The sequence below is a fragment of the Lentilitoribacter sp. EG35 genome, from assembly GCF_040784015.1.
Lineage (GTDB): Bacteria > Pseudomonadota > Alphaproteobacteria > Rhizobiales > Rhizobiaceae > Lentilitoribacter.
Window position 1 is genome coordinate 107,959 of the sequence record NZ_JBFNGQ010000002.1, and the last position, 12,262, is coordinate 120,220.

General features: G+C 43.7%; 9 protein-coding genes. 5 read left to right on the forward strand and 4 right to left on the reverse strand.

Translation table 11 applies throughout. The annotated features are described in order from the left end of the window. Nucleotides 1-192: 192 nt before the first annotated feature. Both AB2J24_RS04405 and AB2J24_RS04410 read right to left on the reverse strand, forming a co-directional pair. On the reverse strand, nucleotides 193-819 hold the full coding sequence (locus AB2J24_RS04405; protein WP_162654453.1) for a CoA transferase subunit B: 627 nt from the start codon (nucleotides 817-819) through the stop codon (nucleotides 193-195). 19 nt (nucleotides 820-838) lie between these two features. Continuing rightward, complete coding sequence (locus AB2J24_RS04410) at nucleotides 839-1,534, reverse strand: CoA transferase subunit A (protein ID WP_367384595.1); 696 nt, start codon at nucleotides 1,532-1,534, stop codon at nucleotides 839-841. 207 nt (nucleotides 1,535-1,741) lie between these two features. Between AB2J24_RS04410 and AB2J24_RS04415 the strand changes: the two genes are divergently transcribed. After that, entirely contained in the window at nucleotides 1,742-3,628 is a 1,887-nt protein-coding gene (locus tag AB2J24_RS04415) for an AsmA family protein (protein WP_367384596.1), read from the forward strand. 233 nt (nucleotides 3,629-3,861) lie between these two features. Here the strand turns inward: AB2J24_RS04415 and AB2J24_RS04420 are convergent, their stop codons facing one another. After that, entirely contained in the window at nucleotides 3,862-5,274 is a 1,413-nt protein-coding gene (locus AB2J24_RS04420; protein ID WP_162654147.1) for a helix-turn-helix domain-containing protein, read from the reverse strand. A 280-nt stretch (nucleotides 5,275-5,554) separates the two neighbouring features. Between AB2J24_RS04420 and AB2J24_RS04425 the strand changes: the two genes are divergently transcribed. The 4 genes from AB2J24_RS04425 to edd all read left to right on the forward strand — a co-directional run bounded on the left by AB2J24_RS04425 (nucleotide 5,555) and on the right by edd (nucleotide 10,015). Next, nucleotides 5,555-5,788, forward strand: coding sequence for a hypothetical protein (locus AB2J24_RS04425; protein WP_162654148.1), 234 nt, complete (start codon nucleotides 5,555-5,557; stop codon nucleotides 5,786-5,788). Nucleotides 5,789-5,992: 204 nt separating this feature from the next. After that, nucleotides 5,993-7,465 carry a glucose-6-phosphate dehydrogenase gene (zwf, locus tag AB2J24_RS04430; protein ID WP_367384597.1) on the forward strand — a complete coding sequence of 491 codons (1,473 nt, stop codon included), beginning with the start codon at nucleotides 5,993-5,995 and terminating at the stop codon, nucleotides 7,463-7,465. Continuing rightward, on the forward strand, nucleotides 7,452-8,156 hold the full coding sequence (gene pgl / locus AB2J24_RS04435) for a 6-phosphogluconolactonase (RefSeq protein WP_367384598.1): 705 nt from the start codon (nucleotides 7,452-7,454) through the stop codon (nucleotides 8,154-8,156). Before zwf ends, pgl begins: the two co-directional genes overlap by 14 nt. A gap of 47 nt (nucleotides 8,157-8,203) precedes the next feature. Beyond that, complete coding sequence (edd, locus tag AB2J24_RS04440; RefSeq protein ID WP_367384599.1) at nucleotides 8,204-10,015, forward strand: phosphogluconate dehydratase; 1,812 nt, start codon at nucleotides 8,204-8,206, stop codon at nucleotides 10,013-10,015. Between the two features lie 31 nt (nucleotides 10,016-10,046). Here edd and AB2J24_RS04445 read toward each other — a convergent pair whose 3' ends face one another. Then, entirely contained in the window at nucleotides 10,047-12,254 is a 2,208-nt protein-coding gene (locus tag AB2J24_RS04445) for a GumC family protein (protein WP_367384600.1), read from the reverse strand. Nucleotides 12,255-12,262: the final 8 nt, after the last annotated feature.

Genomic DNA, 12,262 nt, shown 5'->3' on the forward strand with positions numbered 1-12,262 from the left:
GACTGACCTTGAGCTTTCATCACATAAAAAAAGAGGCTCCTCAAAAGGAGCCTCATAAAATTAGACAAGCAATCATGACAGCATCTTAAAATGCTAAAATGATAATAACGCTTACCAATTGACATCCAAATAATTAAATCATTCAAATTGAATCTAGTTCGCGAAATTGCCGATTTAAATTTATATCAAGAGTTAAACCAATTTTGCCTCTGTCGCGGCTCTAAGTTCGTCTTCTGTAACACCATCAGCGAGTTCAACGAGTTTAAGTCCGCCCTCAACAACATCAAGCACCCCTAGATTGGTAATAATTCGATCAACGACAGCCTTGCCAGTTAAAGGAAGTGTACATTCTTTAAGAAGCTTTGATTCACCCTTTTTGTTCGTATGATCCATAACAACAACCACGCGCCCGACCCCAGCAACAAGATCCATCGCACCACCCATGCCTTTCACAAGCTTACCAGGGATCATCCAATTGGCCAGATCGCCATTTTCTGCAACTTCCATTGCGCCCAGGATCGCCATTGCAATCTTGCCACCTCGGATCATGCCGAAGCTTTGTGATGAATCAAAATATGCTGTTTGAGGCAATTCAGTAATTGTTTGTTTGCCCGCGTTGATAAGGTCAGCATCGATATTTTCTTCTGTTGGAAATGGACCCATGCCCAGCATTCCATTCTCCGATTGAAGCGTAACCTCAATGTCATCAGGAATGAAATTTGCGACCAATGTAGGAATACCAATTCCCAAATTTACATACCAGCCATCTTGAAGTTCTTTTGCTGCTCTCGCAGCCATTTGATTACGATCCCACATGATAATTTCCTTCAAATCTTTATTAGGCTGCACTTACAGTACGTTGTTCAATTCGCTTTTCATGATCACCATGAATGAGGCGATTTACATAAATACCGGGCAGATGAATGCCATCTGGATCTAGCGAACCTGTTGGCACGATCTCTTCAACTTCTGCGACACAAATTTTTCCACACATAGCAGCAGGTGGATTGAAATTTCTTGCTGTTTTGCGAAATACAAGATTACCTGTTTCATCAGCTTTCCATGCTTTTACAATGGATAAGTCAGCGAAAATGCCTTCTTCGAGAATATATGTTTCACCATTAAACTCTTTATGCTCCTTGCCTTCCGCAATCACAGTACCAACACCTGTTTTTGTGTAAAATCCCGGTATGCCGCATCCCGCAGATCTCATTCGTTCAGCGAGGGTGCCTTGGGGAGCAAATTCCAGCTCGAGTTCACCTGAAAGATATTGGCGCATGAATTCTGCATTTTCACCAACATAGGATGAAATCATCTTTTTAACTTGGCGCGCTTGGAGTAAAATCCCAATACCAAAGTCGTCCACACCTGCGTTGTTTGATGCAAAAGTTAAGTCCTTTGCGCCATGTTTGTGAATTGCTTTAATAAGCAACTCAGGTATCCCACACAGGCCAAACCCACCTGCGGCAATAAGCATGTCATCATGCAACAAACCATCCAACGCATCATTTGCGTTTGCATATACTTTTTTCATGTCGATTTTCTCCAGTAATGAAGACCTTTATTCTCAAGAAACTCAATTGTTCAGTTAATGTTTAGACAAAAAAATAGATTAATCCAGTCACAAGTATAGATTATTTTTGCAACCGCGTGCAAACATAATTTGTGGTTTTTTTGCATTGGCATGATACACAGGTTATCAGGATTTTTAATTGGACAGTTTATCTGGGAGATATAGGTGATGCATTGGTTGAAAAATCGACTGGTTAAGTGGTCGATATTGCTATTGTTTTGCTTCGTTATCCTCATCTCGCTTGCTTGGGTTTTTATCCCAAGCATCGTTTCAACTGATCTTGTCAAGCAACGCTTCGAACTTGTAATTTCGGAAACTATTGGCCAAAAGGTAACCTTTAACACGGAGCCAAAAATTACATTATGGCCCAATGCTAAAATTTCTTTGGGCGCGGTAACAGTGGGAAAAACCGAAATCAGCACCGAGGAATCACTATTAATCGCCGATAGCGTTTCTGCTGATATGAGCCTATTTTCTGCACTATTTGGCGAACCAAGCTTTTCCAACTACAAATTAGTGCGGCCTACTGTGCAGTTAGAGATATATCCTGATGGCACATCTAACTGGCTTCCCACCTCAAATATTTTGGGCGGTTTGTTAAACTCTAATGTTTCAACGCAAACAACAAATTTGATTGTAAGCGCATCAACAGAAGGTCCTTTTGATTCTAACTTATTCGATTTTCAAAACCTGGAAATTGAAGGTGGAACCGTTCTACTGATAACCGATCCGGGAAATGAACCTGAGAAAATATCATCAATAAATGGTCGAATAACTCGTTCAAGCTTTACAAATACACTTACGACCAATTTTGAGGCGATTGTTCGCGGCGAGAAGATAAATCTGAACATAGTTGATCTTGATACTGTGAACCTTATTCATGGAGAAGTTGTTGATACGAATATCACCCTCAAATCCGATCTCGTCAATTTCAGCTATAATGGTGAAATTCAAGCTGGCAGCAAAGTTTTCCTTAAAGGCGAATTGGCGCTAAACACTCCATCAGTTAGACGCGCCATCGAGTGGTCCGGAAGCGAGATAAAACCGGGGGCAGCACTAGGGGCTGTTGATCTGCAAGCAGACGTCTCAGGAACACTGACAGGTGCAAAGTTTGAAGACCTTATCGTCAAGATCGGGGACAATCGTGGCATCGGCATATTGGACTATTCCCTGGAAGATGATGGCCCGCCAGTCTTGAGTGGCACACTTGCCTTTAACACACTTGATATCGAGTCATTTTTACGTGCTTTCACCCCTTTGCCAAAATCAAGCGATGATATTGCCAACACGATTGATACACGATTTTTGAAACAGCTTGGATTAGATCTCAGACTTTCGGCACAATCAGCAAAATTTGGCCCGGTCGAAATGTCAAATTTAGCGGCAGCGGTGAAAGTCAATCGCGAAGATGCAACGTTTAATGTTGGAGATGCAACCGCATATGGTGGTCAGCTGATTGGCAAGATTTCCATTTCTGACAAAGGTATTGATGGTGGCGGCGAAATTTCCATCTCAGTTCGCGCTGTGGACTTTGATGAGTTTTTTACAACCCTCGAATTGGAAGGCCCATTGCCGCGAGGCACTGGGGACCTTGATTTGAAACTCACCTCAGAACGACCGCTTTGGGCAACTGATGTTGCGAATATTCGAGGTGGGCTTTCTATCACTTTAAATGACGGATCCGTACCGGGAGTCAATCTTGATCAAATCAAACAACTTGCATCAGAAAAGAAGTTTTTTGGACTAAATGATGCTGCAAATGGCAGTTTAAGCTTTGACATGGCAGAATTGGACGTCGACATTGATGGCGGGATAGCGAGCATTCAACAAGCAATCATTATGTCCGGTGACGAGCAAATTATTCTGAATGGCATTATACCGTTCGCAAAGGGTAGTTTTGCGCTTCAAGGAAGCGTTAGTCCTATAGCCAGTCAAACTGGACAAACGAGTTCCGAATCTCCCAAACCGACCGACAATGTCTTTTTATTCTTTATCGGCGGTTCATGGCCAAACCCAATTGTATCACCATCTGTTCCAGCAGTTAAGTTCAGATAAAGACAAATTACTTACACATTTTGAAAATTGCAATCGCTTCATTGCTGACGGGCGCTACACTGGCAGCGCTAAACATTTCTGCGCCTAAGTTAGTCAATGATCTGGGATTAAGTTCCAGAACAATTTTTAATACAATAAAAACGGGCTGATTGGGCCGTTCGTCACTTGATTCTAGGCTCAATTGTCATCACCCTGATATGGATCATTGTGCACTTATTCCGGCCACCTCCAAATTAGAAATCAAACGCACTGAGACCACTGACCATCTCATCAAGCCCTAACGGCCTCGTGATCGATGGTTCTGCGCGCGAAACACAACCTTGACGTTCGCACAGGCGACATGTTGGACCTACTTCGATATTTGTGAGCTGACCGATATCAGAAGAATATCCTATCTGATCAGCATACTCGGACGAGCAACATAACATGATAGCTGTACGACGGACTGGGTCGTTCAGCGAACCTTTCAGGCCATCTACTGTTCGCGACAGCGTAATGAAGTCTGTACCATCAGGTAGCTTCACCTGATTTGTAAACACTTGACCGGGCAGCGCGAATGCAGAATAAATGCTGTGTTTGGGGCATGCCCCGCCAAATTGAGAACGAGGATAACCTTTTGCACCAGCGCGCCGGACTATGTTTCCAGCATTGTCTACTTCTAATAAAAAGTAAGGGACAGCGGGTAAATCTGGTCGCTGAAGCGTGGTCAACCGTGTGGCAACTTGTTCAAATGAAACATTAAACTGGGCGCTTAAAGCATCGATATCATATTCGTATCGTTTTGCCGCTGTTTGAAATTTGGCATAAGGCATAATCAATGCATGAGCTGCATAACGAGCTAGCTCAGCGCGGGCAATCCGAATAGCTTCTTCGCCTTGTAGATTTAATCCCTCCAACTCATCCTGAATTGGTTTTGCAAGCGCAAGCATGCCCGCTTCTATCGCAATTTCCCGCAATCGATCATGCGGTGATAATCGTGCAGAAATAAACAACCGCATTGAATGTCTATCAAGTCGTCGTCGTAGACTTGGCATGGTCCTCACGGGCAGAACCTTTATCGTTATACCGTGTTTTGCTTTCAACCAATCACGCAAAGATGCAGCTGGCTCATCAGCAGAAATAAATTCATCGCTGAACTTTTCAGCGGCCTCATCAATCCTGCCAAAATAATTTGGTCGTTCTTCAAATGCATTGCGGACAGTATCAATAGGCAACCGAGAGCCTGATATCTGCATTGAGCTATCATCTTTGGCTAACATTGCAGATAAATCACTTAATCGCATCAACTGCTCGGTGTAGGCACGATAAAGTTTGACCATTCCCGAAGCCGCATTCGGTGCAGCATCAGCAACTTCCACCAACTCTTGATCTCCAGGCAATTCACCAATTAGCAAAGGATCATTAAATACTTCTTTCAAGGCGCTCAGAGTGCCCGCCCCTTCGACCTGCAATTCTTGCGGATCAATTTTATAAACAGATGAAAGTTTTATGATAAGCGGCACGGTCAACGGTCGCTGATTGCGCTCAATTAAATTCAAATATGACGGGGAAATTCCCAAATCCTCAGCCATCGCTGTTTGCGTTAAGCCAAGTGAATTGCGGATCCGGCGTACGCGCGGCCCAAGAAAAACTTTCTGATCAGCCATTATTCTCCAACTTATTACAAGTTTTTACTGATTTTGATTTAGTCAGTTTTTACAAAATTTACAAGTTTACAATTTGTCATTGTGAAAAAATATACAACATAACTCTATTTTATGATCATTTCTTACAATTTTCATGGATACGCACCGCATTCCATGTAAATTTAGTCACAGAGAAATCATATCCGCAAGGAGTAATCTTAATACTCTAAGCAAGTATGACAAAAATTTACAAACTGGCAAAACCTCTACCTGTCAGGCCAAAAATATAATGGAGTTGATTATGGCACCTAAAACACGCGTTAAAGAGAGAGCTGAAGAGCAATCACATTCAATGCCTGAAAATCAGCAAGCATCTATTCATAGACTTGCCAACGATCTTCATCGTTTGAACAACTCAATCATGAAGGCTGTTGATGAGGGCGTATCAGTCGAATTAATTCGCTCAGCACGCCACCATGGCGGCGGTGGCAACTGGGGTGATCTTTTGGTGCCGGTCATTGTAGCTAACAAATAAAAATTCAACATAGACAACATTTTAATAAAGCCTCGCGCAAGCGGGGCTTTTTCTTATCCAGATATGAATCCGCTGATTATCGAAGATAAATTTATGTTATAAATCAATGGCAAGCATTGCTCTAAAGTAAAATTTGAGGCAACACACTAGCATTTTTAAATCGATTAGATTAAATATCGGTCACAGTTAAAATGGATATAAATCATGAGCAGTCAGACCATTCCAGTTGAACCTTTCGATTATGTCGTTTTTGGCGGCACCGGTGATTTAGCCGAACGAAAGCTCTTACCAGCACTATACCACAGACAGGTTGCGGGCCAATTTACAGACCCCACACGCATCATTGGCGCGTCCAGAACTGAGATGAGCCAAAAGGAATATCAAAAGTTTGCGCATGCAGCTTTGAAAGAACACGTCAAAGAAGCAGAGTATGACAAAGGCGAAGCTGATAAATTTGTCAATCGGCTTAATTATGTCTCATTAGATGCGAAAGCTGATCGTGGTTGGGATGAATTAAAAAAGATTTTGGATGAAGGTGCAGAGAACGTTCGCGCCTTTTACATGGCTGTTGGCCCATCATTGTTTGGCGATATTTCTGAACGCATCCGCGACAATGGATTGATTACGGAAAAAACCCGAATTGTGGTTGAGAAACCACTCGGCAGAGATTTGGCTTCAGCTCAAGATCTGAATAACACAATTTCGAGTGTTTTCGATGAAGATCAAGTCTTTCGTATTGATCACTATCTCGGAAAAGAAACTGTTCAAAACCTTATGGCACTTCGATTTGCGAACATGCTCTATGAACCACTTTGGAATTCAGCACACATTGACCACGTACAAATCAATGTATCAGAATCTGTCGGACTAGAAGGGCGTGCGGGTTATTATAATAATGCAGGCGCGTTGCGAGATATGGTTCAAAATCACTTGGTACAGCTCATGTGCCTTGTCGCGATGGAACCGCCAGCGTCAATGAATGCTAAAAATGTCCGTGATGAAAAACTGAAGGTTCTACGTTCGCTTAAACGTATCGATACAAAGAATGCAGACAAAATGACTGTTAGAGGTCAATATAAAGCAGGAGCATCAGACGGCGGTGCGGTTTCAGGATACCTGGACGAATTGGGCGAGCCATCTAACATTGAGACTTATGTTGCAATCAAAGCAGAAATAGAGAACTGGCGTTGGAGCGGTGTTCCATTTTACCTACGCACCGGAAAGCGTATGCCAAATCGCGTCTCCGAGATTGTAGTAAATTTTAAAGCTGTACCTCATTCGATTTTTGGCGATGCAGGCCAAAATATGTATGCCAATCAACTCGTCATTCGTCTGCAACCCGATGAAGGCGTCAAACAATGGATCATGATTAAAGACCCAGGCCCTGGCGGCATGCGTTTGCGGCACGTTCCGCTTGATATGAGTTTTGCCGAGAGCTTCCAATCCAGAAATCCGGACGCCTACGAGCGGCTGTTACTCGACGTTATTCGCAATGATCAAACACTCTTTATGCGCGGAGATGAAGTTGAAGCGGCATGGGAATGGATTGATCCGATTTTAACTGCGTGGGAAGATACAGAGCAACTTGCTCAGACTTATACGGCGGGCACATCTGGCCCCAGCCAAGCCATAGCATTAATCGAACGCGATGGACGTACTTGGTATGATCATGAATAACATTACCAATCACCTTTATGAAAGCAGACCGCAATTAGCTGTTAGTTTAGCTGATGATATCGTTATACGCTTAAGCGATGCCATCAACAAAAACGACCATGCATCTCTTGCAGTCTCAGGTGGCTCCACACCAAAACTCCTTTTTCAAGAGCTCTCAACACGCACGCTGCCTTGGGATAAGGTTACAATTATCCTTGTTGACGAAAGATATGTCGCACCAGATGATCCGCGATCAAATGAAAAACTTGTTAGAGAAAACCTTGCAAATAATGAGGCTTCCACCGTTAACATTCTTGGTTTTTGGATGAATGGTTATGCTATTCATGACGCAATGAATATGTTGGACGCCAAATTCAAAGACATGAATAATTTCGATGTTGTTATTCTGGGCATGGGGCTTGATGGTCATACGGCTTCATTTTTCCCCGGCGGAAGTAATTTGACTGACGCCATAAATCCTACATGTTCAAAAGCTATCTTGGACATGGAAGCTGAGGGTGCCGGTGAGCCGCGACTAACAATAACATTGCCACAAATCATGAAAGCGCACTACCATGTGCTGCATATTGAAGGCGATGAAAAACATGAAGTGCTTCAACAAGCGATGTCCGAAGATGCAGAACAGATTTTGCCAATCCGGTCTGTTGTTGAAGCTGTTAAACTGCCGATACATCTATATTGGGCCCCTTAATCTAATAGGAATTTAATTAGCTAGTTGCTAGTTTGAGAAGGAAGACCATGTCCACTGATCAGCGCATTCTGGATATTACAAAACGTATCATTGAACGTTCGAAACCAACACGCGAACCATATTTGGATCGTGTCAGACAGTCCGCACACAAGGGACCGCATCGATCGAAATTAGGTTGCACAAATCTGGCTCACGGATTTGCCGCAAGCGGTGAAGATAAGGCTGATCTGTCAACTGACATAAAACCAAATATTGGCATTATAAATGCTTATAATGACATGCTTTCGGCTCACCAGCCGTTTCAGTTTTTTCCTGATATTATCAAAAAAGCCGCTCGCGAAGCAGGTGGAACAGCCCAAGTTGCAGGTGGAGTACCAGCCATGTGCGATGGTGTTACCCAGGGTGAACCGGGAATGGAATTGTCGCTCTTCTCGCGCGATATCATTGCAATGGCAACGGCTGTTGGTTTGTCACACGACATGTTTGATGCAGCTATTTACCTTGGTGTATGCGATAAAATTGTTCCTGGTCTGACAATTGCAGCTCTCACATTTGGCCATCTTCCAGCGATCTTCGTGCCCGCTGGGCCGATGACAAGTGGTATGTCAAATAAGGACAAGGCAAGAATACGCCAGCTCTATGCTGAGGGTAAGGTTGGGCGTGCTGAACTTTTGGAATCGGAATCCCAATCCTATCACGGTCCAGGTACATGCACATTTTATGGCACGGCAAATTCAAATCAAATGCTGATGGAAATCATGGGACTGCATATTCCAGGCTCATCATTTATTAATCCAGGTACTAAACTGCGCGACGCACTTACAGAAGAAGCGGCAAAACGCGCAATTGCCATTACTGCAATGGGTAATGAATTTACCCCAGTTGGAGAAATGATTGACGAGCGCTCAATCGTCAACGGCGTTATAGGCCTGCATGCAACCGGCGGCTCTACCAACCATACAATGCACATTGTGGCGATGGCAAAGGCAGCAGGAATTCATCTAACGTGGCAAGACATTTCAGAGCTTTCTGATGTTATTCCACTTCTCGCTCGCGTTTATCCAAATGGCCCCGCCGATGTGAACCATTTTGCAGCTGCTGGCGGACTAGGCTATCTAATTGGAGAATTGTTAGATAGCGGACTTTTGCATGAAGATGTGCGCACCGTTTGGGGCCAAGGCCTTGATGCTTATCGCGTTGAAGCAAAACTGAACGAAAGCGGAGCTGTTCACCGTGTTGCGGCACCCGAAGAGAGCGGTGATCCCAAGGTGATTTCAAAAGCGTCAACACCATTTCGTGAGGATGGTGGCTTGAAAATGCTCAAGGGTAATGTTGGTAGCTCAGTGATTAAAGTTTCCGCTGTCAGAAAAGACAATATGGTGATTAAGGCCCCGGCAAAAATTTTTCATAGTCAAGCGGCATTACAGGCAGCGTTCAAGGCTGATGAGCTTAATGGTGATTTCGTGGCCGTTGTTCGTTTTCAAGGGCCGCAAGCTAACGGCATGCCGGAGTTACATAAATTAACCCCTCCATTGGGTGTGCTGCTTGATCGTGGTCAAAAAGTTGCTCTTCTAACTGATGGCCGCATGTCTGGTGCTTCAGGTAAAGTTCCAGCTGCAATTCACATGACCCCTGAAGCGAAGAATGAAGGTAACATCGCCAGAATACGCGAAGGTGATATGATCGAGTTAGATGCAATTAACGGCACATTAAACGTGCTTGTTGATGAGGCCGAATTTAATGCACGTGAGATCGCGACTTGTGATCTTAGTGATAATGAATTTGGTATGGGTCGCGAATTGTTTGCTGCTTTTAGAGCTATCGCATCAAACTCAGATGAAGGTGCCAGCGTTTTCTGATTAGCGTGTATATATTAACGGTTTTATCAGATTACCTAACTCTGGCATTCTGCTTCACCCAGCTCTCTAACCTGGAACGAACATCCTGTACTTCACTGCGCAACCGTTGATAATCTTCTTTGCTGCCAACTCCAGAAGCATGTACTTCTTGCGGTGAAGACTGACCCGCAGCCTGAACATCAGGTTCATAACGGGTCTGCATTGTTTCTTGTTCGAGCGCTTTATCTAAGGTCGACTGAGTAGCAACCGGGTGCTGCATTGCATTTGGATATATTGGCACATGTTGACCGTCGGCATAGACTGCATGTTGCATTGGCGCCTGATATGTCACACCTGGCATCATTCGTGGATCGATGTAAGGCTGCTGATGAACCGGTGATGATGCCCCATACGCTTGATTGTGGACATATGAATGGACGGGCACATGATTTTGATGATTACCCTGCCGTGTTGGTTCGTCCTGATTTTGGATAGCTGCTGGATGATTTGCATCCGAACTTTGTTCGAAATGGGAATCACGATCATCGATATATGGCGCGTCCCTCAAATCTACTCCAGCTGACTGCGATTTGTAATTTTGCTGAATGCCATTCCACGCACCAATTATAATAGCATATAAAACACCCAACATCCCTGCAATGAATGCAAATAGTACAACTGTAATTTTACGAGACATAGTTGAGGGAACATCTGGATATTCCGCTCTGGAGATGACTTGAATTTTAGAACTATAAAGCTCTCCCTGAACAGCCGTCTCGCTAGAACTCCTGAGTAGTTGCTCATATAATGCGCGTATCGATCCTGCTTTGCGGGTAAGTTCTTCTAGCTCCAGATTCTCTACAGATTGATCAGATGACTTGGATTTCAAAACGGCAAGTTGGGATGCTAGTTCAGCCTCAGACTGCTGAGTTCTTTTTGCATCTCGTTGTGCTGCAGCAATTATCCGGCGAAGTTCATCACGAATATCAGATTCAAGCGCTTTTACAGAGGCCTGTGCAGCTACCAACTTTGGGTGCCTCGGCCCTAAACCAACCGCAAGTGAGTCACTCGTCGATTTTGCCTCACTATATTGTTTTCGTTGTTCAGAAAGCGTTGTCGTGAGAGCAGCCTGAGGAAAAGACCCGGATATAACTGCGTTAACATCAACCTTTGCCAACTCCTTTGCAAGAATAGTTTTAGCTATTTGCTCTGCTCTAACTTTTGTTAGGCTGTCACTTAAAGACTGCATCTCTTTTTGATTGATCACGCCTCCACCAACATCGATAATATCATTTTCGGCTCGATACTTGACAACAGCCTTCTCAGCGTCATCCAAACGCAGGCGCAGCTCATCCAATCTGGCGTTGATCGATGTCGACGTTTGATTGAAGAAACCTGATTTTTTCTGGCTGTATTCTTTCAGAAACTGCTCTACCAGAGAGTTTGCGATGATTGCTGATTTCTCGGCATTACGCGTGGTAACACCGAGACTCACGACAAGTGTTTTGGGATCACGTCCTACACTGATGCTTTTTCTCAACTGATCCAGGACACGTTTATTAACGTCTGTACCAATACTCGATGCAGATGAGAATAATTCCTTAAGAGCAGACCCTATGCCTCCGCTATTTCGGCTAAATTCAGGATCATTTGTCAGACCAAGCTCATCTATGGTATTTTCCAACACGCTAGTAGATGTCGCAACGCGCATTTGCGTATCAACAAGTGCAAGCAACAACTCAGAGCTAGCAGGATTATTACTCAAATCAGTGTTGATTAAACGTAACTCACGCGGATCAAGAAATATCTGACTTTCAGCATAATATTTATGTGGTGTAGACAATGCGATCAACACACCAATAAATGCCCCGATCAAAGCAAGTATAATTATCAAATATTTCCTTTGCCAAACCGACATAACAATCGCAACAAAGTCTAAAAGCGGCTTATCGGGATCGTGATAATATGCTCTCAGCTTACGATTACTACGTCCCCCCTGTTCATGAGCGGGTTTATGAGATTGGTGGGAATAGTCCAGTAGATCATCATGCTGATTGTGGATTGGTTCAGATTTTTCTTTTTGTTGCTTTTTTTGCCGAGTTGCAAACACATCAGCAAGGCTTCTTAGTTTGCTTTTTTGTGATGGAAACGTATCTCCATCGTTTAGTTTTGAGCGCTGATGTTCAGATGCATAGGCGCGATCATCCTGCTTTGAACCAGCAGGTGCATAATCTAATAATGAACGCCTTTTTCGATGCATAATACTTT

Excerpts from the sequence above, each read along its gene's own strand:
- AB2J24_RS04410 (WP_367384595.1), bottom strand. The coding sequence starts at position 1,534 with ATGAAAAAAGTATATGCAAACGCAAATGATGCGTTGGATGGTTTGTTG.
- AB2J24_RS04415 (WP_367384596.1), top strand. The coding sequence starts at position 1,742 with ATGCATTGGTTGAAAAATCGACTGGTTAAGTGGTCGATATTGCTATTG.
- AB2J24_RS04420 (WP_162654147.1), bottom strand. The coding sequence starts at position 5,274 with ATGGCTGATCAGAAAGTTTTTCTTGGGCCGCGCGTACGCCGGATCCGC.
- AB2J24_RS04425 (WP_162654148.1), top strand. The coding sequence starts at position 5,555 with ATGGCACCTAAAACACGCGTTAAAGAGAGAGCTGAAGAGCAATCACAT.
- zwf (WP_367384597.1), top strand. The coding sequence starts at position 5,993 with ATGAGCAGTCAGACCATTCCAGTTGAACCTTTCGATTATGTCGTTTTT.
- pgl (WP_367384598.1), top strand. The coding sequence starts at position 7,452 with ATGATCATGAATAACATTACCAATCACCTTTATGAAAGCAGACCGCAA.
- edd (WP_367384599.1), top strand. The coding sequence starts at position 8,204 with ATGTCCACTGATCAGCGCATTCTGGATATTACAAAACGTATCATTGAA.
- AB2J24_RS04445 (WP_367384600.1), bottom strand. The coding sequence starts at position 12,254 with ATGCATCGAAAAAGGCGTTCATTATTAGATTATGCACCTGCTGGTTCA.